This window comes from Bradyrhizobium sp. WYCCWR 12699 (genome assembly GCF_032144035.1).
Taxonomy (GTDB): Bacteria; Pseudomonadota; Alphaproteobacteria; order Rhizobiales; family Xanthobacteraceae; genus Bradyrhizobium.
Genome location: NZ_JAVTJN010000036.1, coordinates 97,064 through 122,914 on the forward strand (window position 1 = coordinate 97,064; position 25,851 = coordinate 122,914).

Consider the following 25,851-nt stretch of genomic DNA (forward strand, 5'->3'; position numbering starts at 1 on the left):
AACGCTTGCGCGTTGCAGCGCGTCCTGGACACGAGAGTTGCAACAGCTTACGTCGACGCCAGCTTCGGTCGACCGTAAATGGCATCCGCACGCTTTTCGAACGCGGTCGAGAACCGCGCGAAGGCGGCATCGAACATCGAGCCCATCAGGAGCGCCAGCATGCGGCTCTTGAATTCGTAGGAAAGGAAGAAACCGACGTCGCAGACGCCCTCACCCTTGGGCTCGAATGTCCAGCGGTTTTCCAGATTACTGAAGGGACCTTGCAGATACTCGACGAGAATCTTCAAATTGGCGCGGTCGAGCGTCACGCGGCTGGTGAAGGATTCCTTGACCAGCTTGAACGACACCGTCATGTCGGCCACCAGCACCTCGGTGCCGTCGGGCTTGGCCATCCGCTGGCGCACCTTCAGCGCGCTGCAAAGCGGCACGAATTCCGGGTAGCGCTCGACGTCGGCGACCAGGTCGAACATCTCGGATGCGCTGTGATTGACACGGCGCTTGCTCGAAAATTTGGGCATGGTGACTCAGATGGCGGTTCAGCGGGCGCTAGCTGCCCGCGCGGCCTTCAGTCTCGCAAAATCCTCGCCGGCATGATGCGACGACCGGGTCAGCGGGCTCGCGGACACCATCAGGAAGCCCTTGGTGTAGGCGATCTTCTCATAGGACGAAAACTCGTCCGGCGGCACATAGCGCATCACCGCGTGGTGCTTGCGGGTCGGCTGCAGATACTGGCCGATGGTCAGGAAATCGACGTCGGCGGAGCGCAGATCGTCCATCACCTGCTGCACCTCGTGGCGCTCCTCGCCGAGGCCGACCATGATGCCGGACTTGGTGAAGATGGTGGGATCGAGCTCCTTGACCCGCTGCAGCAGCCGGATCGAATGGAAATAGCGCGCGCCCGGCCGCACCGTGAGATAGCGCGAAGGCACGGTTTCGAGATTGTGGTTGAAGACGTCGGGCTTGGCGGCCGCGACGATTTCGAGCGCCCCCTCCTTGCGCAGGAAGTCCGGTGTCAGGATCTCGATCGTGGTCGAGGGACACGCGGCGCGGATCGCGCGGATGGTCTGGGCAAAATGCTCGGCGCCGCCATCAGCGAGGTCATCGCGATCGACCGAGGTGACGACGACATGGGCAAGGCCGAGCTTGGCCGTCGCCTCGGCCACATGCTGCGGCTCGGCCGCATCCAGCGCATTCGGCAGGCCCGTCTTGACGTTGCAGAAGGCGCAGGCCCGGGTGCAGGTGTCACCCATGATCATGAAGGTCGCGTGCTTCTTGTCCCAGCACTCGCCGATATTCGGGCAGCCCGCTTCCTCGCACACGGTGTGCAAGCCGTTGGATTGCACGATGTTGCGGGTGTCGGCATAGCCGCGGGTGGTCGGCGCACGCACGCGGATCCAGTCCGGCTTCGGCGGGGAAACGGAATCAGGCCGGTTCACCTTTTCGGGGTGGCGCGGGCGCAACGGGTTCGTGATGGTATCGACAATAACGACCATGGGGTGTCCGGTCTGTTCAGGTCCTACCTAGTCGGTCTGGCCGTGCATCGCAACCCGGCTCGCCCCGCTTCAGGGAACATGGCAGATATGGGCAATATCCTGCTCTGTTCTCAAGCGATTCTCACCTCGAATGGCTCCAACCTCCAAGACGTCCACACCCCGGCTCGGCAAAGTCCTGAAGCGCGGCTTTTTCGATCGCAGCGTCCACGAGGTCGCGCCCGACCTGATCGGCGCGACCCTACTGGTCGGCGGCGTCGGCGGGATCATCGTCGAGGTCGAGGCCTATCATCATACCGAGCCCGCGGCGCACTCCTACAACGGCCCGACACCGCGGAACCAGATCATGTTCGGCCCGCCGGGCTTTGCCTATGTCTACCGCTCCTACGGCATCCACTGGTGCGTGAACTTCGTCTGCGAGGAGGAAGGCTCGGCCAGCGCCGTGCTGATCCGCGCGCTGGAGCCGACGCATGGCATCGGGGCCATGCGTCGCCGCCGTCATCTCCAGGATCTGCACGCGCTGTGCTCGGGCCCGGGCAAGTTGACCGAGGCGCTCGGCATCACCATCGCCCACAACACTCTGCCGCTGGACCGCCCGCCGATCGCACTGCACGCGCGGACGGAGGATGTCGAGGTCGCCACCGGCATCCGGATCGGCATCACCAAGGCGGTCGAGCTGCCCTGGCGCTATGGCGTCAGAGGCTCGAAGTTTCTCAGCAAGCCGTTCCCGAAATAGGCTTACGTCGCCTGCTTCAACCGCTCCAGCGCCTCGAGCAGCTTGGCCTTGCGGGCCAGCGCGGCCTCGCGCTTCTCGCGCTCCTCCTCTACGACCTCCTCGGCCGCGTTGGCGACGAATTTCTCGTTCGCGAGCTTCGACTCGGCGCGCTTGATGTCGGCGTCGGCCTTGGCGATCTCCTTGTCGAGGCGCGTGCGCTCGGCGGCGACGTCGATCACGCCCTTGAGCGGCAGCGCGGCCACTTCGCCGCGCACGAGCAGCTGGACCGCACCATCGGGCGCACGGTCGGCGAAGGAGATGTCCGACAGCCGGGCCATGCGCTTGATGACGTCAGTCCAGCGCGGCGCGCGCTCCCTGGTTTCGGCCGAGGCGCCGGCGAGCACCAGCGCCGTCAGCGTTGCCGGCGGGATATTCATCTCGGCGCGCACTGAGCGGATCTGCGTGACGAGGTCGATCACCCAGCCGATCTCGGCTTCCGCCTTGGGATCGGTGAAGTCGGCATGGTCGAAGATCGGCAGCACCCAGGCCGGCGAGACGAGCGGATCGGTCGTCCCCGTCGTCGCAGCCAGCATCGCAAGCTGCTCGGGCGTCGGCTCGGCCCGCTTCAGCGGCCATTGCGCCAATGCGAGCAGGCCGTCACGCTTGGCCGTCACCTCCCAAAGCTCCTCGGTGATGAAGGGCATGAAGGGGTGCAGCAGCTTCAGGATCTCGTCGCGCGCCCAGGCGACCATGGCGCGGGTCTCGTCCTTGGCGGGACTGTCCGGGCCAAGCAGCACGGGCTTGGCGAGCTCGACATACCAGTCGCAATAGACGTTCCAGACAAAGCGGTAGATCGCGCCGGCCGCATCGTTGAAGCGATAGGCTTCAATGGCCTCGGTCACCTCGCGCGTGGTGTGCGCGCTCTCATGTGCGATCCAGCGGTTCAGCGTCTCCTTCGCCTTCGCCGGCTCGAAACCGTCGGGCACGGCGCAGTGGTTCATTTCCGCGAAGCGGCAGGCGTTCCAGAGCTTGGTCGCGAAATTGCGGTAGCCCTCGACGCGGCTGGTGGCGAGCTTGATGTCGCGCCCCTGCGCCGCCATCGCGGCCAGGGTAAAGCGCAGCGCGTCCGCGCCGTATTCGTCGATCAGGTTGAGCGGATCGATGACGTTGCCCTTCGACTTCGACATCTTGGCGCCCTTCTCGTCGCGGACGAGGGCGTGGATGTAGATCGTCGAGAACGGCACCTCCTTCATGAAGTGCAGGCCCATCATCATCATGCGGGCGACCCAGAAGAAGATGATGTCGAAGCCGGTCACCAGCGCATTGGTCGGGTAGTAGCGCTGCACCTCGGGGGCGTCTTCGGGCCAGCCGAGCGTCGAGAACGGCCACAGCGCCGAGGAGAACCAGGTGTCGAGCACGTCCTCGTCGCGCGTGATGAAGCCTTCGCGCTTGTTGCGGTCGAGCGCCATCTCGCGGCCCTGCTCGGCCGTGATGACCTCCTGCTCGACGTAATAGCCGAGGGCGTGGCTGATCGCCTCCTCCTCGGTCTCGGCGACGAACACCTTGCCGTCAGGCCCGTACCAGGCCGGGATCTGGTGGCCCCACCAGAGCTGGCGCGAGATGCACCAGGGCTGGATGTTCTCCATCCAGTCGAAATAGGTCTTCTCCCAGTTTTTCGGCACGAACGAGGTTTCGCCCGAACGCACCGCCGCGATCGCCGGTTTCGCGAGCGTCTTGGCGTCGACATACCATTGGTCGGTCAGGTACGGCTCGATCACGCTGCCCGAGCGGTCGCCATGCGGCACCATGTGGGTGTGCGGCTCGATCCGCTCGACGAAGCCGAAGCTCTCCAGGCGCTCGACGATGCGCTTGCGCGCGGCGAAGCGGTCGACCCGGTGGAATTCCTCGGCGAATTGCGAGGCGCCTTCCGGCAGGTCGCGCAGATAGTCCTCGTTGCCGACGAGATCGAGACAACCTTCCCGGTCGATCACGCTGATGCGGCGCAGGCCGTGGCGATTGCCGACCTCGAAGTCGTTGAAGTCGTGCGCCGGCGTCACCTTGACCGCGCCCGAGCCCTTCTCCGGATCGGAATAATCGTCGGCGACGATCGCAATCTTGCGGCCGACCAGCGGCAGGATGACGTTTTTGCCGACCAGCTTCTGATAGCGCTCATCCTCGGGATGCACGGCCACGCCGGTGTCGCCGAGCATGGTCTCGGGGCGCGTGGTGGCGACGACGATGAAGCTCGAGGGATCCTCGGGGTTGAAGGTCTTGCCTTCGATCGGGTAGCGCAGATACCAGAGGTGACCCTTCACCTCGGTCTGCTGCACTTCGAGATCGGAGATCGCGGTGAGCAGCTTGGTGTCCCAGTTCACCAGCCGCTTGTCCTTGTAGATCAGGCCGTCGCGGTGCAGCTCGACGAACACCTTGACGACGGCCTTCGAGAGGCCCTCGTCCATGGTGAAGCGTTCGCGCGACCAGTCGCAGGAAGCGCCGAGGCGCTTGAGCTGGTTGATGATGGTGTCGCCGCTCTCGGCCTTCCACTGCCAGACCCGCTCCAGGAATTTCTCGCGGCCCATCTCGCGGCGGCCGGGCTGCTGCCGTTCCATCAGCTGCCGCTCGACCACCATCTGGGTGGCGATGCCGGCATGATCGGTGCCGGGCTGCCACAGCACGTCGCGGCCGCGCATGCGCTCGAACCGGCAGAGGATGTCCTGCAGCGTGTTGTTGAGGGCGTGGCCCATGTGCAGCGAGCCCGTCACGTTCGGCGGCGGGATCACGATGGTAAACGGCACGGCGTCGCGGCGGTCAGGGCGTCCGGCCTTGAAGGCAAGGCTGTCCTCCCACACCACGGACATGCGGGCTTCGATATCGGCGGGCTGGTAATTTTTCTCGATCATGGGGCTGTAGAAAGCCGCGTGTGCGGGTCAAGTCAACGGGAAGCTCAGCGGCTAAGGGCATTCGGCCCGCTCCGCAGGCCGAATATGCCCTGAGAGCAGGGCTTTATCGGGGCCGGACCGCCGGTCTCAGCGGCCGCCGCGCGAGACCCGCTCGATTTCGGCCTTCACGATGCGTTCCACGAGGCCCGGCAAATTGTCGTCGAGCCAGGATTTCAGCATCGGACGCAGCATCTCCTTGACCAGATCTTCCAGCGTCCGTGCGTTGCTGCTGAGCACCGTATGGGCCAGGGAATTGAACGCGGATTCGACCGCCGAGACCGTCGACTGCGCGAGCATGGGCTGCTGCGGCGGCAACGGCGGGGCATCGAAATCGACCGGCGCGTAGGACGGTGGCGGCGTTGGGCGCGGCGGCGGCGCTTCGGCGAATTCGAGATCGTCCCGCGGCTCGACCTTGCGGAAGCTCGGTGGCGGCGGAGCCGGTGTCGGGTCCATCGCCATCTCGTCGGTCAATTCGAGCACGTCGGGCTCAGGCTCGGGTTCGGGCTCCGGCTCGGGCGTGCGGACCTCGGGCGCAGGTGTGGCCGCATCGAGCCCCGCCAGCAGCGCGTCGATGTCGTCCTGGCTGTTTGGCGATGCATCCGCCGCAGGTGCGGGAGCTGGAGCCGGCTTTGCGGCCGGAGGTGGCGCGGGCTTCTCGGCGGCCGGCTTGGGCGGTGCGACCTTGGAGGGCGGAATGTCGTTCATCACCTGCGGCTTCGGCGGGGCTGCGGGGGCCGCGGCTTTCTCGGGCTTAGCGGTCTCGGCCGGCGGCGGCTTGGCCTCATCGTCGGCAATGATGCGCCGGATCGAGGCCAGAATCTCCTCCATCGAGGGTTCTGTAACCTTTGCAGGCTGCGTCATCTCCGACTCCACATCATCAACGCCCTCGCATGCGTTGTTTTACACCAAGCAGGACAGGATTGGCCGGTTCCGCACCAAGTGGCCCGACATTTTCGTCGCGGCAGCCCGACTTGTCCCCAGATCACGGCTCAACGTGCGGCGGTGCGCCCCTGCCCCCGGCACTCAAGCTTTACGCACACAGCATCAGTGCGAGGCGAATCGACCCGCATTCTCTTGGCAAGGCTATGTCAGGGATTTTGACGATTGCAAGCAAAGCGCCGGTCGGCCTCGGCTATTCGCGTGGCCGACCGGACGATTACGGGATCAGCGCCCGTCAGGCGTGCGCACACCGCCCCAGCTGTCGCGGACTTGATGGTAGTGAACGCTGGGATCGTAAACATTGGTCGCAAGGCCCAGGACCTGCGGCGCCAGACGGCCGACGGCGGCGAGGACGTTGTACGATGCGACGACACGGTCGTGCTGCGCGGTCACGAGCGCGACGCGCGCATTGACCAGCGCCTGCTGCGCGTTGAGCACGTCGAGCGTGGTGCGCTGCCCGGCCTTGGCTTCCTCGCGTACGCCGTTCAGCGCGATCTCGGACGCCGCCACCTGCGCCTGCGCCGACTGCACCTGCGCCTTGCCGGCCTGCAGCGAGCCCCACCATTGCACGACGGTCGCGCGGGTCTGATCGCGCGTGTTTTCGAGGTTGAGACGTTGCTGAGCCAGGTTTTCCTTGGATTGACGGATCAGCGAATATTCACTGCCACCCTGATAGATCGGCACCGAGATCTGCGCGAGCGCTGTGGCACTGAGCGAACGGTATTGAATCAAAGATTGTTCGTAGGCTTGGGTCACCCCCGCCTGCAGTGTGACTGTCGGCAGCAGAGCGCCCTCGGCGACCTTGACCTGCAGGTAATTGACGTCGATGCCGAACATCGCAGCCGTGACGTTCGGATGCTCGACGAGGCCGAGCTCGACCGCGGCAGCGAGCGTCGCGGGCAGGAAACGGTCCACGGGCGAGCCGGGCGCCAAGTTCGTCGGCTCGTTGCCGATGATGCGGCGGAAGTTCGCGCGCGTCGTGGTGAGATTCGCCTCGGCGGTCAGGGCCTGCGTCCTGCCGGCCGCCAGCTGTGCTTCCGATTGCGCAACGTCGGTGCGGGTCACTTCGCCGACGTTGAAACGATCACGGGTCTGCTTGAGGGTCTGCTCGAGGACCCGCACGTTGCTGCGCTGAACTTCGAGCGTCGCCGCGTCGCGCAGATAGTCCATGTAGGTCGTAGCAGCCTGGAGCAGCACGGTTTGATCGAGGCTGCGCAGCGCTTCGCGAGAGCCGGAAACCTGGCTCTCCGCGGCGCGCGTCCTGTTAGCCGTCTGGTTGCCGTTGTAAAGCGTCTGCGAAGCCGTCAGTCCCACGCTCCGGGGATAGCCTTTGCCGTTGACCGGATCGCTGGTGGAAGAACTCTTGAAGTCCGAGTACTGAATGCCCCCGCTCGCCGTCAGATTGACCTTCGGGCGATAGCCGGACAAAGCCTGCGGCACGTTTTCGTCAGTCGAGCGCACCTGGGCACGCTGTGCGTTGAGCTGCGGATTGTTCTGATAGGCGCGCACCAGTGCGGCGTTGATCGTGTCCGCCAAGGCAGGCGTCGGCCCGGCAAGCGCCAGCAACAGGACCGAAACCGCAGCTCCGGTGGAGAGCTTCACCCCATGCATCCCAAAATTTCCGTTCATTCTAACGCCCGGCTCGTGCCCGCGAGCTGGGTTACCGTCTACCGAGTGGAGTCGTTGCCCCGCCGCAACATAGGCTGCGGATTGGCGCGACGGAACTACCTGAGGGTAGTTCCCGGTGGAAACTCTTCACGTGCAGCATCCCGGCCACACTTCTGATTCAGAACGGGATTTTAATGGGCTTTGCCGTCAGAAGACGAAGCCGGCCGCCCGCGCCAGCCCGGGAAGGACCGGGGCGGCGGCGTCGAACAGGGCCCGATGGCCGAATTCACCGTGGGTATGGGTCACGATCACGGCCCGCGGCGGCCTGGATTCGGCGGACACGCCCACCAGGCGCCCGCCCTCCTTCAGCTGCCCGAGCAGGGGTTCCGGCATCACCTCGGCAGCGCCATTGAGGATGATCACGTCATAGGGAGCGGCGGACGGATCGCCCTCGCCGCAGGCGGCGGCCTTGCAGGCGACATTGGCAAGCTTCAGGGCAGCGAAGGCATTCGTGGCCTTCGCGGCCAGCGCCGAATCGCATTCCGTCGCGGTGACCTGGCGCGCCAGCTTGGCTGCCAGCGCGGCGAAATATCCCGTCGCACAGCCGACCACCAGCACGTTGTCGCCCTCGCCGATCTCGGCGGCCTGTAGCAGCTTGCCGGTCAGCTGCGGCTTGATGAGGAAGCGCTTGGCTCCACCCTCGCTGACGTCAAGATCGAGGTCGAGGTAAGCCAGTGCCTGCCTGTCGGCCGGCACGAAGGCCTCGCGCGGAACCGTGAGCATGGCATCGAGAACACGACGGTCGGTGACGTCATTGGTGCGCACCTGGCCATCGACCATTTTGAGGCGCCGCTTCTCGCTCTCCGCAGCCTGCTTCTTGCGTTCTGCAGCCTGATGGATCTCCAGGGCGTCCGTCCGGTACCCGGATTCGGTCTTGGGAAGCGTGTCATTCTGCGGCATGTCGGGTCTCGCGGTGCCTTGTCGAGGCGGTGCGATCGACAGCTCCAGCCGTCGGTCGCGAGCCAAAATTCGCGGCATCTTTGGAACATGCCCGACGAAAACGCAACATGACACTCGCCCCTAGACCCGGAGCTTTCCGCAACCTCCCGATCGCAGCGGCAACCAGCCCTACTCGATTGCCACCGCGAGGCGGCCGATCAGAGCTGCGACCTCATCCAGCCGCGCCGAATTGGGCGTTTCGACCGCACGCGCCAGACAGGCGAGGCATTCATCGTCGCTGAGCTCGGGAATCTCGGCCGGCAGAATCGAGGGGCCCATCTGAGAACGGTCGACCTGGATGTCTGGCATGGGAATCAGCTCCGTAAAATTCCGGCAGCTGTCGAAGCTCGATTTCAATTGAGTCGATTTGGCGCCGCCCGCATGGCGTGACGACGCCCATCCACACATCTGCTTGAATGCGATTCCAGGCAGGAATCGCGAAGGCGCTGCTCAGAAACCAATGCAACGAGGTCGCCTGCCGCATGAGGACGCGGTCGCAACTCATTGAATTTACGGTAAGATTTGGCTCCCCGGGCTGGATTCGAACCAGCGACCATCCGATTAACAGTCGGATGCTCTACCGCTGAGCTACCGAGGAAAAGGCGAACCAGTCGTTCGCGCGGGGCTGCGTATAACAAAGCCGCTTGCGCTTGCAAAGGACGAATTCGTCATCATCCGAACGTAGCTGAGGAAGGGCCTGAAAGGTCCCTCCTCCAGGCCGTGACGGCCGATCGCTATTCCGCGAGAAACGAGGTGGTCTTGGTGCCGGGGTCGTAGCGCAGCCGAAGCGCGGTCATCTTGCAGAGATTGACGTTCTTCCACAGCACCGCTTCGTCGTAGTTCTGCCAGTCAACGCGGATGTTCCAGACGCAGCCCTCGTCGTCCTCGTCGAACTCGACATAGGTGCTGGCCTGGTTCTGCAGCACCTTCTCGAGCTCGTTCTCCCACTCGTCCAGTCCATCGTCCGGCGCGTTGAAGCCGAGGAATTTGATGGCATAGCCGGTCTCGTTGACGACGGTGACGTTGCGGGCGTCAGCCGCGAACGCAGGCATGGCGGCGACCGATAAACCGATCGCGATCAATCCAGACAGAAAATACTTCATGTGAAAATCCTCCGATCGAAACAGGCCTCGGCGCCCGGCGTCGATCGGCGCAGCCGCCGCGGCAACAAAAAGCGTTGCCTCGAGACATGTCCGGAGCGCGATCGAAGGGTTCAACACGCCGTCGATCTGCACTCCGGAACGTTGCGCGACGCGAGACGCGCAGACTTGCTTCTATCGTTTCGAATTCTCCGCAGCAATGAACGGGCATTCATAGATCGGCGGCGTTTGTCTTCGCCGGCGCCGGCGCAGGCGCAGGCGCCGGCACAGCCGCGCCATTACTCTTCCCGGTCACCGCGCCGACCAGCGCCTGCACGGGATCGTCGCCCGGCGCAAAGCCGCTCTGGCGCAGGATCTCGTCGATCATCGGACGCAACGCGTGGACCTTGAGCAGCTCGCCGGCGAGCCCTTCGCCGAAACCGACATTGCCTCCACCTGAGCCATTGCCGCCGAACGCACCACCGGTGTGCAGGATACGGACGTCCTTGAGGTTTGCGATCGGCTTGACCATCTCGGCCAGCGCCAAGGGCATCGTCTCGATCCGCTTCTTGGCGATCTCGAAGTCGATGACGTTGCTGCCGAGCTTGTTCTGCGCCTCGTTCTTCATGGTGATGACGGCGGCCTCGGCCTCACCGATGTTGCGAACGCCGACGGCCTTGATCTTGTTGGATTCGGCTTCCGCGGTGGCCAGCGTCTTCACGGCTTCGGCGCGATCGAGCGAGGCCTTCTTCTCGGCCTCGGCCGCGACGATCAGCTCGGTCGATTTGCGTTCGGCCTCGGTGCGCGCGGCCAGCACCTGGGTGAGACGGGCACGATCGGCGACCTCGACGGCGCGCGCCGTGACGACCTTTTCCTCCGCGGAGACGGCGATCGCTTCGGCGGTCTTGGCTTCCGCGACAGCTTCCGATGTCTGCTTGCTCTTGGCCGCGATCTGGATCTCGTTCTCCTGCGTGGCGATCTGGATCTCGCGCTGGGCGTCGGTCTTGCGCTTGTTGATCGCCAGATCCGACTCGATCACCGCGGTTTCCTTGACCTGCTTGGCGCCGGCCTCCTTCTCGGCAACCGCCCTATCGGTATCGATGCGGGCGTTCTCCTCGGTCAGGCGCGCGGTCTGGGTTGCAGTCGCGACCTCGGCGCGGGTGCTTGCGGTCTTGTTGGCGATGTCGCGCTCCTGGGAGAGCTCGGCCTCTTTCTTGGTCCGCTCGATGCCGAGGGTCTGCTGCCGCGCCTCGAGGTCCTTCTGCGCAATCGCCACCTCGTTGTCGCGCACGATGGCGTTGCGGTCGCGGCGACGGGTCTCGGTGACGGTCTTCAATTGGGTCAGGCCTTCGGCGTCGAAGAAGTTCTCCGGGTTGAAGAACTTGACGTCGGTCTGGTCCAGCTTGGTCAGCGACACCGACTCCAGTTCGAGACCGTTCGACTTCACGTCGGACTCGACCGTGGACTGCACGTGCTTGACGAAGTCCGATCGCTTCTCCTGAAGCTCCAGGATGCTCATGGTCGCGGCGACCGAGCGCAGGCCGTCGACGAACTTCGCCTCGACCTGGTTGCGCAGCGCCTCGGCGTCGTTGGTCAGGGCGCCCAGCGTCTGGCTTGCCAGCGCGATGCTCTCCTCGTCCGGACGGACGCGGACGTAGAACTCGGCGACGATGTCGACACGCAAACGGTCCTTGGTGATGAGGGATTCCCGCTCCTTGCGTTCGACGGTGAGCCGCAGCGTCTTCAGATTGACGCTGGCATAGGAGTGGAAGATCGGCAGGATCATGGCGCCGCCGTCGAGCACGACTTTCTTGCCGCCGAGGCCGGTGCGCACGAAGGCCTCGTCGCGTGTGGCGCGCTTGTAGAGGATGGTGAAGACGATCCCGAGGACGACGATCAGCGCGACGCCGATCATGGCCGGGACTGCGATGTCGAACATGATATTCTCCAATGAATGACCTAGCTGCTGCTTAGAGGTGGCTTCGACGGCTTAAGTTCATCCTCGGCCTTCACCGCAACGAAGCGGGTGCCGTCGCGATCGACCAGCAGGACCATGGTTCCCTGCGGCAGCGGCGAGGACGACGGCGCGGCGACCGCCCAGACGAAATGGCGGTTGCCATGGATATCGGCCACGCTGACCTTGCCGGGCGGGCCCTGATCGAGCGGGCCGATGACGACCTCCCCGACACGGCCGACGAGGTCGCCGAGGCCGACGACATAGCTTTCATCCTTGGGAATGACCCGCGCGATGGCCCTGCTCGCGGAGCGCACCAGCGGCACCGAGACCGCAACCGCTCCGACCGAGGCGAGCGTCGCCGGCAAGGGACCGGCCACCATTCGTGCGATGTCCTGGATCAGGAAGCCGGTAATGGAGAAAGCGCCGAGCAGCAGCAACAGAAAGATCAAGAGCGGCACGCCGCCGACATTGATCCAGGAGATGGCGTTGATCACGCCATTGTCGCTGGGATGACCAAAGTCGATGTTGGTGCCGAGCATCTCGCTCAAGGAGGCGCCGACCAGCATCGAGACCACCTCGATCGAGCCGACGATGACGATCATGGCCGCCGCGATCGCGAACGGCCTGACCTCCGGCGACATGACGTGTTCGAGCAGAGCGCTCATGACACGGCACTCAGGAGCGCGACTTCAGCCGCGCCAGCCTCGCCGCAATTTCCTTGTCGCGATGGAGCGTGCTGAGCTCGTCGATGTCGCTCGAATACGGGATGCCCGGCGGCACGCCGGTGGCCCGCGCTACCGCCCTGCCCGCACGCAAGGCCTTGGCTGCAGCGGACGTGCCGCCCTGCTTGCGGGGCGACGTCGAGCCCTGCTGGCTCGCGGCCGCCTCGCTCTTTTCGAGATCGGCGCGGCGCTGCTCGGCGTCCTGGAGTGCCGACAGCACCGCACGCAGCGAGGTGACACATTGCTCGATCTTCTCGTTGTTCTCGTCGATGGCGCGGGAGAGCACCTCGAACTGCGCCTCCAGATCCATCTGCCGTGCGATGCCAGCACGAGCGAGGTCGTCGCGGCTAATAGCGATCGCCCCTTCGATCTTGGGCGCGAGATCGGCCATCTCGCGCTCGATCTCGGTGCGGCGCGCGCTGAGGCGGTATTCCTCGGCACGCGCGGCGGCGAGCGCGTCGCGCGCTTCGCTCTCGGCGCGCTCAATCTCGCGGATCGCCTGGCCGACCACCTTGAGCTTGTTCTTGCCTTCCGCCTGCTCGATCGCGTCGTAAGCGATGCCGGCGATCAGGCGCCCGACCCGGGACAGGAAATTGTCGGGGGCGGCAGCGATGGTATCCATAGCGTTCTCCTCCTCTGGCAGAGTGTTCGGCGTGACGCCGTAGTGAACTTCGAAACCGTCATCGGTACGGACCAGGCGCGCGGGCACGCTGTGTCCCCAGCCCTCGGCATAGCCGGCGTAGTCGAAGGGCACGCTGAAGCGCCCCTCGACGGTCGCAATCGAAATGGTCGCGGGACCCTTGATCTTGGCGAGCTTGTCGTCGAGCGGCAGACGGCGGCCCTGTGCCGCGCGGTAATCGGCCCGGTCGCGCAGGCCCAACGTCACCAGGCGCGAGGGCAGCGCGGTCGCCTTGCGGATCGGGTCATAGGCGTGAGCATGCAGCAGCACGACGTTGGAGCCGACATTGTGGCTCCGCGCGACCTCGTCGAGGATCTCCATCATGCGGTCGTAAGCCCTAAACGTCGCCTCCAGCGCGGCCTTGGCGACCGGGTCAGGGGCAAGCCTGTAACGCAGCGCGGACGGCGCGTTTCGGGGCGACTGGCTCATGGAAAGCACTAAAGCACCATTTTGGTGCTTTAGAAAGAGGAGGCCTGATCACGTTTCCCTGATCCTCATGCACGCTAACCTGTTAGTCGTCCTGCCCCGGAGCCGCGTTCAAGACCGCCACTCACCTGTAGGTCACGGCCGATCAAGACTTCTTGCATCCGCGGGTTGCAATTTGAGACGAAATGCCGGGAGCGTTCGGCACGACCTTTTGCGTCTCGCTCCGGTCTCGTGTCCCGGACGCGTGCACCGTAAAGCGCTCGGGGTACGAGACCTGCGTTCACCTACCGCTCTCTCAGGGCGACCGGCACCTGCCACCGGTCCACAGCCTGTCCGCAGCATATCCACAGGACCGGTAGCGCGGATTCGTCAGCCAACCGGACGACTTGCTGCGCACAAACCCACAGCCCCGCTAAATCAACCGCCGGCCTGGTCGAACACGCTTCGGCAAGCCTCGCTCAAGCTGGAGCGGTTACGGCGCAGGCAGGCCGTGATGGCGCGGACATTGGGAATTTCGCCGGCGCAAAGCCGGTAGACATCGGGCGTACAGGCCCGGCGCTGCTCCGCCGTCCCTTGCGCGTAGGCAGCGGGGGCGAACAGCGCCAGGAACAGCCCGACGGTCGAGGCGCGGCGCGCCCGGCACTTCACACCCGCAAACCGCAAGAACCTCGCCTTCATGACCCGTCTCCTGTCTGCCCTGCCCGCCTCCCGGCCTTGCTGGCCGGCGTCGTGCGAAGGGGTAGGAGAATTAAATCGCGGAGGATGTGATCTCTTTCACACTGGGGATGCTGGGGTGGAACGTAGGTTCCCGACGGGACTTCTTTAGAAATCGCTAACCAATCGGGGCCAGATCGCCGGATCGTTAAAATGCGAACGATCGGCTCAATCAGGTAACAAACCGGCTTTGCGACATTGCGCCATCCGCGTTTTGCGAGGGTGCGATGAGAAGCGAAGCCGAATTCAACTTGCTGCTGGATGCCGTCCGGGACGCCATGCTCATTGAAGATTTCGCTCCCGCGCCGGAGGAGGAATTCGTGCCCCGCTCGTGGAGTTTCGACGCGACGTCCAAAGCCGCCAATGACAATGAGGGCGCCTGGCCCCTCCTGCCGTTTCCCGACGGCTGGTACGCGGCCTGCTGAGGGCCGCTCTTCGCGGTGAACCGAACGCCCGCCCTCGCGGGCGTTTTGCTGTGGGGGCCTACGCCGGAAGCCCGGCTCGGCAAAAGATCAATTCTTGACGCGATCCTCGTCACCCTGCGGCGCCCGGTCCGGTGCGGCCGATGGGAAGATGCTGTCATAGATCGCGCGGGCCTCACGGATGAGGCGCGCCCGCTCCAGCTCGGATTTCGGGACAAATCGGACGATGTCGCCCATTTGTGGCTCCAGTGCTCGGGTGACGAGACGCATCACTTCGCAGATGCGAACTCTATGCCAGCCGGCCTGAATCGGAGGTTTCCAGCAGGCTCCGGGCAAACCCGGTGATCGTGCCACCGCGCAGCTTGGCGGAGCGCGGGCGCGCAGCATCGGCGGATCCGCGCCGAGCTTCTAATTATGCCGAGAGATCAGAGGGTTGTGATGGAGGCCACGACCAGAATTGAACTGGTGTACACGGTTTTGCAGACCGTTGCGTAACCACTCCGCCACGTGGCCCCGTAAGGCCGGAGCAATATAGGGGATCAATGGGTTAGGCAACTGCCTTCATCCGACTTTGACCGGAGGCTGTCCCGTACAGGGGATGCGACCCGAAGTCAGGCTCGTTTGCGTCGCCGGAAGTCGCGCCGGGCTTTCGGGACAGGCTTGGGGGCCAATTCCGGCATCTCGGCCTGGACCTCGCGGTAGCGCGTCAACAGCCGTTCAAAGCTCGCATGCAGCGTGTCGGCGATATCGGGGCGCCGCTCGAGGCCCGCGAGAATCGTCGCCGCGGCCTCGATGGTCGAGAGCCCGTCCTTGCGCGGCTCCTTGCGCAGGCGACCGTAGCGGGAGGGATGCGCCGGATTCAGGATCACGCGCTGGCACTTGAGCATCCAGGGATTGCGCCACCACAGCGCCTTGGCCTGGCTCCAGGTGCCGTCGAGCAGCACGACACCTTCGAGCTTGCCGAGGATCGCGCGCTGGTTCTCCGCGATCTCGCCCTTGCGGTTGAGTGCGAGGATCTCGCCTTCCGCTTCGAGATCGGCGGCGCGTGCCGAGCCGAGGTAGAGCACGGCCCATCGCGCGGCGTTCTCGACCGGCCGTCCCAGTGCCTTAGACAGGCTCGGCCAGGACAGGCCGACCCGCATCGTGGCATCGGCGAAATGCTTCGCCAGCAGGCGCGCGGTGCCGAGCGCCCTGTCCTGCTCCTGCGGATGTTGCAGGATCAGGAGCGACAGTCGGTTTTCAATCGGCGTGACGCTGTCGCAGATGCACAGCGGCATCGGCTTCTGGCAATGCGGGCATTCGGGAATTGGATCGGCGCTGGCCTTATCGGGTGGGTTCGACATGGGCGCTGCTATACGCTTGAAGCGCGCCATCAACAACCTATTCCGCGGGCGCAGGCAGCGGGCGCGGCGCGGACCGCCGCCGCAGGCGGTCGATCAAGAGGTAGATCACGGGCGTCGTGTAGAGCGTCAGGATCTGCGAGACGAACAGGCCGCCGATGATGGTGATGCCGAGAGGCCGGCGCAGCTCCGTGCCGGGACCGGTCGCCACCACGAGCGGAATGCCGGCAAACAGCGCCGCCATGGTCGTCATCAGGATCGGGCGGAAGCGCGCCTGGCAGGCCTCGAAGATCGCCTCCGCCGACGACAGGCCGCGCTGGCGTTCGGCGTCGAGCGCGAAGTCAACCATCATGATGCCGTTCTTCTTGACGATACCGATCAACAGGATGATGCCGACGAAGGCGATCACCGTCAGCGGCGTGTTGGTGAGCTGCAGGGCGAGCAGTGCGCCGAGCCCGGCCGAAGGCAGCGTCGAGATGATCGTGAGCGGATGGGCAAGGCTCTCATAGAGCACCCCGAGCACGATATACATCGCCACCAGCGCGCCGAGGATGAGCAGCGGCTGGCGGCCGCTGGTCTTGGCGAAGTCGCCGGCATTGCCGTCGAAGCTGCCGCGGATGCCTTCGGGCATGTGCAGTTCCTCGACCGCCCGCTGAATGTTCTGGGTCGCCGCCTGAAGCTGGACGTTCGGCAGGAGGTTGAACGACACCGTGGTCGAGGGGAATGACTGCGAGTGATAGACCGCGAGCGCGGCGAGGCCGCGCGTCGCGTGCACCACGGCCGACAGCGGCACCTGCGCATCGCCCGCGCCCGCGACATAGATGCGCTCGAGGTTGGAGGGATCGACCTGGAATTTCGGATCGATCTCCAGCACGGTCATGTACTGGTTGCGCTGGGTGTAGATGATCGAGATCTGCCGCTGCGAGAAGGCGTTGTTCAGCGCGTTGTCGATGTCCTGAACCCTGACGCCGAGCGCAGAGGCCTTCTGGCGATCGATGCTCAGGGTCAATTGAAGCCCGCCGGGATCGCGGTCGCTGGAGATGTCGGTGATGCCCTCGACGCTCTCCATGCGCTTGGCGACGATGGGCGCCCATTTCTGCAGCAGACTGAGGTCGGTGCTGGTCAGCGTGTACTGGTAGTCGGAATCGCTCTGCCGCCCGCCGGCACGAACGTCCTGGGCGGCGAACATGAAGAGGCGGATGCCGGCCACGGGATACAGCGCGCGTCTCAGACGGTCGATCACGACCTCCGTCGAGACGTGGTCGCGCTCCGCCGGCGGTTTCAGGCTGATATACATGATGCCGCGGTTCGAGGTCGCTCCCCCCGGCCCGCCTCCAGCGCCGACGGTCGAGCCGATGCCAGCCACGGCCGGATCCTTCATCACGATTTCGGCGAGCCGCTGCTGCAGACTGAGCATCGACTGGAACGAGATATCGGCCGAGGCGCGCGTTGCCCCGATCACGAAACCGGAATCGTCGGTCGGGAAATAGCCCTTGGGCACCTTGATGTAGAGCGTCACGGTAAGGCCGATGGTGGCGAAGAACACCAGCAGCGTCGCCAGCGGGTAGTCCAGCACGGTGCGCAAGGTTTTGGCGTAGAAGGCGACGATGCGCGACAGCGAGCCCTCGATGATGCGATCGAACAGCGTCGCCGTGCCGGACGTGGGCTGCCGGATGTAATGCGCGCAAATCATCGGCGTGACCGTGAGCGAGACCAGCGTCGAGACCAGAATGGCAAAGGTCAGCGTCAGCGAGAATTCGCGCAAGAGGCGGCCGACGATGCCGTCCATGAAGATCAGCGGCGTGAACGCCGCGACCAGCGACAGGCTGATCGAGACCACCGTGAAGCCGATCTGCCTGGCGCCCTCCTGCGCCGCCCGGAACGGCCGCATGCCGTGCTCGAGATTGCGATACATGTTCTCGATCATGACGATGGCGTCGTCGACCACGAAGCCGACGCAGATCGCGAGCGCCATCAGCGACAGATTGTCGATCGAGAAGCCCGCGATCCACATGCCGGCGCAGGTGCCGGCCAGCGCCAGCGGCACCGAGATGCCGGCCGCGATCGTCGGCGTCATGCGCCGCAGGAACACGAACACCACGACCATCACGAGGATCGCGGTCGCCAGCAACGTCCATTGCATGTCGAGCACGCTGGCGCGGATCGTGCCGGTGCGGTCGACCAGGGTGGATATCTCGACCCCGGCCGGAATCCATTGCCTGAGCTCGGGGATCAGCGCCTTCACCCGGTCGACGGTATCGATGACGTTGGCATCGCCCTGCTTGGTGATCTGGATCAGCACCGCCGGCTGCTTGTTGAACCAGGCGATCGAGCGCGCGTTGCGGACGGAATCCTCGATGTCGGCGACGTCGGACAGCCGCAGGAAATTGCCATTGGCACTCTTGATGACGATGTCGCGGAACTCTTTCGCCGTGCGCATCTGCTTGTTGAGCGCCAGTGTCTCGCTCTGGCGTTCGCCGTTGAAAATGCCGACAGGACCGAGCGGATTGGCGTTGATGATCGCGGTGCGGACGTCGTCGGTGGCGATGCCTGCGTTCGAGAGGGCCACCGGATTGAGCTGGACGCGGACCGCCGGTTGATCGGCGCCGCTGATGGCCACGTTGCCGACGCCCGGAACCTGCGAGATGCGCTGCGCCAGGACCGTGTCGGCGACGTCGTAAATTGCGCTGGCGGACAGCGTGTTCGAGGTCAGTGCCAGCACGAAGACGGGCGCGCCGGCCGTGTTGGCCTTGCGAAAACGCGGCAGCGTCGGCAGGTCGCTCGGCAGGTCGACCATGGCGGCGTTGATCGCCGCCTGCACGTCGCGCGCGGCCTTGTCGATGCTGCGGCCGATGTCGAACTGGAGCTGGATGCTGGTGTTGCCGAGCGTCGAGGTCGAGGTGATCTGGTTGATGCCCGCGATCTCACCCAGCCGCCGCTCCAATGGCGAGGCTACCGTTGCCGCCATCACGGCCGGGTCGGCGCCCGGCCGGCTTGCCGAGACGAAGATTGCGGGGAAGTCGACGTTCGGGACCGAGGCGACGGGAAGGAACTCGTAGGCGACCACACCCAGCAGGAACAACCCGATCGACAGCAGCGTGGTCGCGACCGGGCGGCGAATGAAGGGCTCCGAGATCGATGCCATCACTGCATCCCCTCGGTCGCCCCCGCCACGGGCGGCCCGCCGGACTCGGCCGGCGGCAGCGCCTGCTCGAGGCGGCGGTTGATGCGGTCGAGCGCGAGGTAGATCACGGGCGTCGTGTAGAGTGTCAGCAGCTGGCTGAGCAGCAGGCCGCCGATGATGGAGATGCCGAGCGGGAAACGCAGCTCGGCGCCGGTGCCACTCTCGATCGCCAGCGGCAGCGCGCCGAACAGCGCCGCCAGCGTCGTCATCATGATCGGGCGGAAGCGCAACAGGCAGGCCTGCACGATCGCCTCGTTCGGCGACATGCCCTGCCCGCGCTCGGCCTCGAGCGCGAAGTCGATCATCATGATCGCGTTCTTCTTGACGATGCCCATCAAGAGGATGATGCCGATCAGGCCGATCACCGAGAGGTCCTGCCCGCACAGCACCAGCGCCAGGATCGCCCCGACCCCGGCCGAGGGCAGCGTCGACAGGATCGTGATCGGGTGGATGTAGCTCTCATAGAGCACCCCGAGCACGATGTAGATCGTGATCACGGCGGCGAGCAGCAGCCATGGCTGGCCGGCAAGCGCCTTGGCGAATTCAGCGGCATCGCCCGCGTAGACGCCGACGATGCTATTGGGCATGCCGATCCGGGTCTCGATCGTCTTTACGGCGTCGACGGCATCGCCGAGCGCGGCTCCCGGCGCGAGGTTGAAGCTGAGCGACACCGAGGGGAACTGGGCCTGGTGCGAGATCGCCAGCGGCGCGGTGGTGCGCTTTAGCGTCGCCACGGCCGACAGCGGCACCTGGGCGTTCGGTGCGCCGGCGGTCGCGCTCGCGGCGCCCGGCAGGTAGAGCTTCGACAGGATCGAGGGATCGCGCTGGTACATCGGCAGCGCCTCCAGTACCACGCGGTACTGGTTGGCCTGGCCGTAAATGGTCGATATCTGCCGCTGCGCGAAGGCGTCGTTGAGCGTATCCGTGATTCCTTGCAGGCTCACGCCGAGCTGGCCCGCGCGGGTGCGATCGACGTCGAGCTGCGCCCGCAATCCGCCCTCCTGCGCCTCCGAGGAGACGTCGCGGAACAAGGGATCGCGCCGCATCTCCGTCACCAGCTTGCGCGCCCATTCCGACACCAGCGTCGCATCGGTGCCGGTCAGCGTGTACTGGTATTGCGAGCGGCTCGACTGGGTCGAGATCTGCACGTCCTGCACCGGCTGAAAATACACGGTCATGCCCGGGATGCCCGCGACCCGCTCCTTCAACCGGGTTATCACGACCGCGACGTCATCACGCCGCTCGCCGCGCGGCCTCAAGCCCATGACGAGCCGGCCGACATTGGTGGTCGGATTGACCGAGCCCGCCCCGATCACCGAGACCACGCCGACCACATCGGGATCCGCCTTGATGGCATCGGCCGCCTCGGCCTGCCGCTTCTGCATCTCCGCGAACGAGACGTCAGGCCCGGCTTCCGTCACCGCCGTGATCGAGGCGGTGTCCTGCAACGGCAGGAAGCCCTTTGGCGCGACGACGTAGAGGACCAGGGTGGCGATCAGCGTGGCGAAGGTCACGACCAGCGTGGCGCGCTGGCGCTCCAGCACCCAGAGCAGCGTCCGGTGATAGGCCTCGACGGTGCGGTCGATGAAGCGGCTGATCGCGGCCAATCCCGGCACCGCCACCTCCTCATGGGCGTGCTTGAGCAGGCGCGAGCACATCATCGGCGTCAGCGTCAGCGAGACCACCGCCGAGGTCACGACCGCGATCGTCAGGGTCAGCGCGAACTCCCGGAACATGCGTCCGACCAGGCCCGACATGAACAGCAGCGGGATGAACACCGCGATCAGCGACACCGTCAGCGAGATCACGGTGAAGCCGATCTCGCTGGCACCCTTGAGCGAGGCCTCCATCGCGCTGTCGCCGTTCTCCATGTGGCGGACGATGTTCTCGATCATGACGATGGCATCGTCGACGACAAATCCGGTGCCGATCGTCAGCGCCATCAGCGACAGATTGTCGAGGCTGAAGCCGGCGAAATACATAATGCCGAAGCTCGTGATCAGCGACAGCGGCAGCGCCACGCCCGCGATCACGGTTGCGCGCAGCGAGCGCAGGAACAGCAGCACCACCAGGGTCACCAGCACGACGGCGAGGACGAGCGTGAACTGCACGTCGCGCACCGAGGCGCGGATGGTGACGGTGCGGTCGGAAACGATGGTGAGGTTCACCCCGGCCGGGATCGCACGCTGCACCTTGGGGATCTCGGCGCGGATCTGGCCGACGACGTCGATCACGTTGGCGCCGGGCTGGCGCTGGATGTCGATGATGACGGCGGGCGTGCCCTGGTACCAGCCGCCGGTGCGGTCGTTCTCGAGGCCATCGACGATCTGCGCGACGTCGGCGATGGTCACCGGCGAGCCGTTGCGATAGGCGATGATGACGGGCCTGTAGGCGTCGGCTGCGGCGATCTGGTCGTTGGCCGCGATGATGTAGGATTGCTGGGCGCCGTCGAGCGAGCCTTTCGGCCCCGAGACGTTGGCGTTGGCAATCGCCGTGCGCAGATCCTCCATGGCGATGCCGTAAGCGGCGAGCCGCGCCAGATCAGCCTGGATGCGCACGGCCGGTTTCAGCCCGCCGAGCACCGAGACCCGTCCGACGCCGGAGATCTGGCTCAAACGTTGCGCCAGAATGGTGTCGGCAATGTCGCTCATCGCCCGCAGCGAGATGGTGTCCGAGCGCAGCGCCAGCGTCATGACAGGCGCGTCCGCGGGGTTCACCTTGGCGTAGGTCGGTGGATAAGGCAGCGTCTTCGGCAGCACGCCCGCCGCGGCGTTGATCGCCGCCTGCACGTCCTGGGTCGCGCCATCGATGTCGCGGTTGAGATCGAACTGCAGCGAGATCTGGCTGACGCCGAACGAGCTCGTCGAGTTCATCGCCGACAGCGACGGGATCTGCCCGAGCTGCCGCTCCAGGGGCGCGGTGATCAGCGAGGCGATCACGTCGGGGCTCGCGCCGGGAAGCTGCGTCGTCACCTGCACGGTCGGGAAGTCGACCTGCGGCAGCGCAGAGACCGGCAGCGCGAAATAGCCCAGCAACCCGCCGATCAGAAGCGCGATGCCGAGCAGCGAGGTCGCGATCGGCCGGCGAATGAAGGGTTCGGAGACACCCATGGGTTCTGCCTGCCGCCTCAGGCGGCCGTTGTCGGGATCATGGCTGCTTGGCTCCAGATCCTGGTGCCCCAGGACTTGAGGTAGGCCCCGGAGCCGGCCCGGTCTGTCCCTTCTGGTCGCCTTCGCTGCTGTTGCGCTTGGCGCGGAACTCGCCGCTCTTGCCCTGCCCGTCCTTCTGGCCTTCCTTCTGACCTTCCTTGGCCCCATCCTTCTTTTGCGCGTCCGGCCCGCGCGCTCGCTTGCGCGGGGCGAGATCGGCCGACGGGGTCTGGTCGTCGCGGCCGATGATCACCTTGGAGCCATCGGACAGATTGGCAAAGCCCGTGGTGACGACCCGGTCGTTCACCGACAGGCCGCTGGCGATCACGGCGTCATGCTCGTTCTGCTGGGTCACCACTACCGGCTTGGCCGAGACGATATTGTCCTCGCCGATGACATAGCTGAATGTCCCGATCGGGCCGCGCTGCACGGCCGACGTCGGAATCACCACCGCCTGCATCAGCGTCTCGACCTTGAGGCGGACATTGACGAACTGGCCCGGCCAAAGCTGGTAATTGGCGTTCGGAAACTCCGCCTTGAGCTTGAGCGTGCCGGTGGTCTGGTCGACCTGATTGTCGATGCCGGTCAGCTTGCCGGTGTCGATCACCGTGATGCCGTCATTTCCGAACACGTCGACCGCGAGCGTGCCTTTCGCCGCGGCCGCGTTGACGCGCATGATCTGCTGCTGCGGCAGGCTGAACCACACCGCGATCGGCTGCAATTGCGTGATCACCACGAGACCCGTGGTGTCGGACGCATGGATGATGTTGCCCTGGTCGACCTGACGCAAGCCGGCACGGCCCGAGATCGGCGCCACGATCTTGGTGTAGCTGAGTGTTGCCGCCGCATTGTCGATCGCGGCCTGGTCGGCCTTCACCAGGGCCTCGGTCTGCGCGACCAGCGCGCGCTGGGTGTCGGCCTGCTGCTTGGAGCCGGCATTGGAGGCAGCGAGCTGCTCGTAGCGCGTCAGGTCGATGCGCTGGTTGGCAAGCTGGGCCTGGTCCTGCGCCTTCTTGGCGACGGCCTGGTCGTACTGCGCCTGGTAGATTGCCGGATCAATCTCGCCGACCACGTCGCCCTTCTTGACGTCCTGGCCCTCGGTGAAGTTCACCGCAATCAGCTTGCCGTCGACCTGCGAGCGCACGGTCACGGTGTTGAGCGCGCGGATCGCGCCGACGCCGTCGAGATAGACCGGCACGTCCTGGATGCGGGGCGTCGCCGCCAGCACCGGCACCGGCAGATCGGGCCGCTGGTTGCGGCCGTTCGCCTGCTGCGGCTGCTGATGCCAGATAGTCCAGCCGAGATAACCGAGCCCACTGAGGATCGCGAGCGTGATCAGGGTCATGACGAAGCCGCGGCCGCGCGACCGTCTCGCCGTCCCCTCCTCTGCGCCTTGCTTGCTATCCGGCTTAAAGAGCATTGACCGGTTTCTCCATTCGCGGCTCCCAGCCGCCGCCGAGCGCCTGATACAGGCTGACGATGGCGAGCAAGCGGGCCAGTTGCGCCTGTGACAGCGCGTCTTCCGCCTGGAACAGGGTCAGTTGGGTGTTGAGCACGGTCACGATGTCGGCGGTGCCGGCGCGCAATTGCTGCTCGGAGAGATCGAAGGCGCGGCGCGAGGCGACGACGACGTCGCGCTGCAATTGCAGCTTGATCGTGGTCTGCTTGATCGAGAACAGCGCATTGTCGACGTCGGCAAAGGCCTGAACGATGGTCTTGCGGTAGGTCTGCAGCAGCTCGTCCTGCCGCGCCTTGGCAAGCTCGAAATTGCCGAGGATCTTGCCGCCGTCGAAGATCGGCTGCGTGGCGCTGCCGACGAGCTGGAAGAAAGCCGCATGCGGTTGGAACAGCGAGACAAGCGCCGAACTCTGATAGCCGCCATTGCCGGTGAGCTGGATGGTCGGAAAGAACTGGGCGCGGGCGTTGCCGATATTGGCGGTCGCGGACGCAAGCTGTGCCTCCTGCCGACGGATGTCCGGCCGCTGCGTCAGCAGCTCCGACGGCAGGCCGGGCGTCACGCGCGGGATCGCGACCCGGTCGAGCGAGCCGCCGAGCACGCGCACGCTCTCCGGCGGGCGCGAGACCAGCACGGCGAGCGCGTTGACGTTCTGGTCCAGCGTCTGGCGCAGCGGCGGCACCAGGGCCTTCTGGTTGGCAAGGACGCTCTCCTGCTGGGCGACATCGAGATCCGTGCCGGTGCCGGCCTTGCGCCGCTCCCTGACCGCGTCGAGAATGCGCTGCGCGCTTGCGATGTTGCGCTGTGAGGTCCTGATGCGGTCCTGCGAGGCCAGCACCTGGAAATAGGCGTTGGCGACGGCTGCCAGCGTCGTCAGCGCGACGGTGTCGCGATCGAAGCGGTTGGCATTCGCCGTCTCCTGGGCCGTCTGCAGCGCATCACGGTTCTGGCCCCAGAAGTCGAGCTGATAGCTGGCGCTCAGGGAGGCTGAATAGTTGACGACTTCGCGGCCGCCGATGGACAGGCCCGAGGAGCTTGCGCCCGAGGTGCGCGAATAGGTTTCCGATCCGCCCGTCGAGACGCTCGGCAGCAACGCCGCGCCCGCCTGCCGTGCCTGGGCATCGGCCTGGACGATGCGCGCAACCGCCGCGGCGATGTCGAGGTTGACGGTCTGCGCCTCTTCCATCAGCTGCGTCAGCTCAGCGGTGCGGAAGCCGCGCCACCAATCCAACGACGGCGGCGCATCGCCCTTGCCCGCGTATTTGTAGTGCGTGGGAACATCGAGGGCGGGATCAGGCAGGTCCTGCGTCAGAACGCACGCGCCGGAGGCGGCAGCGAGGCACACCACCGCAAGCCAGCGTGCGGCGCGCCGCGTCCGGGATGGAGACCCTTCGGACCGCCGCATGGCGATCGCCGGAACATCCTGTGTCACATCCACCCCCCGCCGGGCAGATCGAGCCGCCGCGCAACCGGATTAACCGATTCGCGGCGGGACGGTCGGGGGGCTTTGGACAACTCGTTCACAGGGGTGATGCTTTCTGCGGAACCTGAGGTCCATACTAGCCGGGCGCGGAACGGCGGGACAGTGCCGCGGTTGCGAAAGGCACGGGCCAACGAACACGGATCCAACATACGAAAATACAAAATGTCGTTGTCTCGCAGCCATTTCTGGCACGGCGAAACATCTGGAAATGCGAGCAAGCTTACTAAGATTTCATGTGATATTGCTGCCACACCGGCTGCTGAGCCCTTTGAGGCGAGGCCCCCTCGCACCCTGAGCTCGATCGTGCCTGCTCGCCACCTCACAACATCGTCAGTGGGTGCCGACGAGAACCCCTCCTCGTGTCGAGATTTCCTCGACCTTCCACCCTGTCGACGCGTTTGGAACGCGAGCCGCTCGCCCGTGGCAAAAACTGTTCGCAAGACCGCTCATCGCGAGCGTATCGTTTCGTGCTCCTTCGGGACCTCAGTCGCTTCCTCCTAGCGATATCCCACCGCGCGCCCCGGCACACCGGCAACGATCCCGCCTCAAC

Annotated in this window: 20 protein-coding genes and 2 tRNA genes; 2 read left to right on the forward strand and 20 right to left on the reverse strand. The window is 65.4% G+C overall.

Features of this window, described 5'->3' with window-relative positions; all coding sequences use genetic code 11:
* Nucleotides 1-47: 47 nt before the first annotated feature.
* Nucleotides 48-518, reverse strand: coding sequence for a type II toxin-antitoxin system RatA family toxin (locus RPS27_RS25180; RefSeq protein ID WP_212066529.1), 471 nt, complete (start codon nucleotides 516-518; stop codon nucleotides 48-50).
* A gap of 18 nt (nucleotides 519-536) precedes the next feature.
* Entirely contained in the window at nucleotides 537-1,493 is a 957-nt protein-coding gene (gene lipA / locus RPS27_RS25185; RefSeq protein ID WP_212066527.1) for a lipoyl synthase, read from the reverse strand.
* A gap of 130 nt (nucleotides 1,494-1,623) precedes the next feature.
* On the opposite strand from lipA, the gene RPS27_RS25190 reads away from it, so the two are divergent.
* Entirely contained in the window at nucleotides 1,624-2,226 is a 603-nt protein-coding gene (locus tag RPS27_RS25190) for a DNA-3-methyladenine glycosylase (RefSeq protein WP_212066525.1), read from the forward strand.
* Nucleotides 2,227-2,228: 2 nt separating this feature from the next.
* Here the strand turns inward: RPS27_RS25190 and RPS27_RS25195 are convergent, their stop codons facing one another.
* From RPS27_RS25195 to RPS27_RS25245, 11 genes are all read right to left on the reverse strand, one after another.
* Nucleotides 2,229-5,105 carry a valine--tRNA ligase gene (locus RPS27_RS25195; RefSeq protein WP_285812570.1) on the reverse strand — a complete coding sequence of 959 codons (2,877 nt, stop codon included), beginning with the start codon at nucleotides 5,103-5,105 and terminating at the stop codon, nucleotides 2,229-2,231.
* Nucleotides 5,106-5,231: 126 nt separating this feature from the next.
* Nucleotides 5,232-6,005 (reverse strand): PopZ family protein, encoded by a 774-nt coding sequence (locus RPS27_RS25200; RefSeq protein WP_212066521.1) that lies wholly within the window; start codon nucleotides 6,003-6,005, stop codon nucleotides 5,232-5,234.
* Nucleotides 6,006-6,308: 303 nt separating this feature from the next.
* Nucleotides 6,309-7,694, reverse strand: coding sequence for a TolC family outer membrane protein (locus RPS27_RS25205; RefSeq protein ID WP_194402123.1), 1,386 nt, complete (start codon nucleotides 7,692-7,694; stop codon nucleotides 6,309-6,311).
* A 204-nt stretch (nucleotides 7,695-7,898) separates the two neighbouring features.
* Complete coding sequence (locus RPS27_RS25210) at nucleotides 7,899-8,531, reverse strand: protein-L-isoaspartate O-methyltransferase (protein ID WP_212066658.1); 633 nt, start codon at nucleotides 8,529-8,531, stop codon at nucleotides 7,899-7,901.
* A 288-nt stretch (nucleotides 8,532-8,819) separates the two neighbouring features.
* Entirely contained in the window at nucleotides 8,820-8,999 is a 180-nt protein-coding gene (locus RPS27_RS25215; RefSeq protein ID WP_212066519.1) for a hypothetical protein, read from the reverse strand.
* 214 nt (nucleotides 9,000-9,213) lie between these two features.
* Nucleotides 9,214-9,288 (reverse strand) — tRNA-Asn (locus RPS27_RS25220).
* Nucleotides 9,289-9,424: 136 nt separating this feature from the next.
* Entirely contained in the window at nucleotides 9,425-9,793 is a 369-nt protein-coding gene (locus RPS27_RS25225) for a hypothetical protein (RefSeq protein WP_194402125.1), read from the reverse strand.
* Between the two features lie 208 nt (nucleotides 9,794-10,001).
* Nucleotides 10,002-11,708 (reverse strand): flotillin family protein, encoded by a 1,707-nt coding sequence (locus RPS27_RS25230; protein ID WP_212066517.1) that lies wholly within the window; start codon nucleotides 11,706-11,708, stop codon nucleotides 10,002-10,004.
* A gap of 20 nt (nucleotides 11,709-11,728) precedes the next feature.
* On the reverse strand, nucleotides 11,729-12,391 hold the full coding sequence (locus tag RPS27_RS25235; protein ID WP_194402127.1) for an OB-fold-containig protein: 663 nt from the start codon (nucleotides 12,389-12,391) through the stop codon (nucleotides 11,729-11,731).
* 10 nt (nucleotides 12,392-12,401) lie between these two features.
* Entirely contained in the window at nucleotides 12,402-13,565 is a 1,164-nt protein-coding gene (locus tag RPS27_RS25240) for a PspA/IM30 family protein (RefSeq protein ID WP_212066515.1), read from the reverse strand.
* Between the two features lie 405 nt (nucleotides 13,566-13,970).
* Nucleotides 13,971-14,231, reverse strand: coding sequence for a hypothetical protein (locus RPS27_RS25245; protein ID WP_212066513.1), 261 nt, complete (start codon nucleotides 14,229-14,231; stop codon nucleotides 13,971-13,973).
* A 263-nt stretch (nucleotides 14,232-14,494) separates the two neighbouring features.
* Here RPS27_RS25245 and RPS27_RS25250 point away from each other — a divergent pair, with 263 nt between their 5' ends.
* A complete protein-coding gene (locus RPS27_RS25250; protein WP_212066510.1) occupies nucleotides 14,495-14,692 on the forward strand; it encodes a hypothetical protein in 198 nt (65 codons plus the stop codon).
* Nucleotides 14,693-14,779: 87 nt separating this feature from the next.
* On the opposite strand, the gene RPS27_RS25255 is transcribed toward RPS27_RS25250, so the two are convergent.
* The 7 genes from RPS27_RS25255 to RPS27_RS25285 form a co-directional block, all read right to left on the reverse strand.
* On the reverse strand, nucleotides 14,780-14,926 hold the full coding sequence (locus RPS27_RS25255; RefSeq protein WP_211417095.1) for a hypothetical protein: 147 nt from the start codon (nucleotides 14,924-14,926) through the stop codon (nucleotides 14,780-14,782).
* A 202-nt stretch (nucleotides 14,927-15,128) separates the two neighbouring features.
* Nucleotides 15,129-15,202: transfer RNA gene (locus RPS27_RS25260), tRNA-Cys, on the reverse strand.
* 98 nt (nucleotides 15,203-15,300) lie between these two features.
* Nucleotides 15,301-16,032 carry a tRNA-uridine aminocarboxypropyltransferase gene (locus tag RPS27_RS25265; protein WP_212066509.1) on the reverse strand — a complete coding sequence of 244 codons (732 nt, stop codon included), beginning with the start codon at nucleotides 16,030-16,032 and terminating at the stop codon, nucleotides 15,301-15,303.
* A gap of 37 nt (nucleotides 16,033-16,069) precedes the next feature.
* The gene (locus RPS27_RS25270; RefSeq protein WP_313754698.1) at nucleotides 16,070-19,174 is read right to left on the reverse strand and encodes an efflux RND transporter permease subunit; all 3,105 of its coding nucleotides are present in this window, start codon (nucleotides 19,172-19,174) and stop codon (nucleotides 16,070-16,072) included.
* Nucleotides 19,174-22,323, reverse strand: coding sequence for an efflux RND transporter permease subunit (locus RPS27_RS25275; protein ID WP_212066505.1), 3,150 nt, complete (start codon nucleotides 22,321-22,323; stop codon nucleotides 19,174-19,176). Before RPS27_RS25275 ends, RPS27_RS25270 begins: the two co-directional genes overlap by 1 nt.
* A gap of 37 nt (nucleotides 22,324-22,360) precedes the next feature.
* A complete protein-coding gene (locus RPS27_RS25280; protein WP_212066503.1) occupies nucleotides 22,361-23,782 on the reverse strand; it encodes an efflux RND transporter periplasmic adaptor subunit in 1,422 nt (473 codons plus the stop codon).
* A complete protein-coding gene (locus tag RPS27_RS25285) occupies nucleotides 23,772-25,256 on the reverse strand; it encodes an efflux transporter outer membrane subunit (protein WP_212066501.1) in 1,485 nt (494 codons plus the stop codon). Before RPS27_RS25285 ends, RPS27_RS25280 begins: the two co-directional genes overlap by 11 nt.
* Between the last annotated feature and the right edge of the window lie 595 nt (nucleotides 25,257-25,851).